This window comes from Gilliamella sp. wkB178, from assembly GCF_001690705.1.
In the GTDB taxonomy this organism is placed as follows: domain Bacteria; phylum Pseudomonadota; class Gammaproteobacteria; order Enterobacterales; family Orbaceae; genus Gilliamella; species Gilliamella apicola_K.
In genome coordinates, this window is record NZ_LZGK01000004.1 from 1 (window position 1) to 363 (window position 363).

Annotated in this window: 1 rRNA gene; it reads left to right on the forward strand. The window is 50.7% G+C overall.

What is annotated here, in order from left to right:
* Positions 1-363, forward strand: a 23S ribosomal RNA gene (locus A9G13_RS01110); the annotation flags it as partial.

Consider the following 363-nt stretch of genomic DNA (forward strand, 5'->3'; position numbering starts at 1 on the left):
ACAAGTTGAATCATGGGAGACACACGGCGGGTGCTAACGGTCGTCGTGAAGAGGGAAACAACCCAGACCGCCAGCTAAGGTCCCAAAGTCATAGTTAAGTGGGAAACGAAGTGGGAAGGCTTAGACAGCTAGGATGTTGGCTTAGAAGCAGCCATCATTTAAAGAAAGCGTAATAGCTCACTAGTCGAGTCGGCCTGCGCGGAAGATGTAACGGGGCTAAAACTATGCACCGAAGCTGCGGCAGTGCACGCAAGTGTATTGGGTAGGGGAGCGTTCTGTAAGCCGTAGAAGGTGTGTTGTGAGGCATGCTGGAGGTATCAGAAGTGCGAATGCTGACATAAGTAACGATAAAGCGGGTGAAAA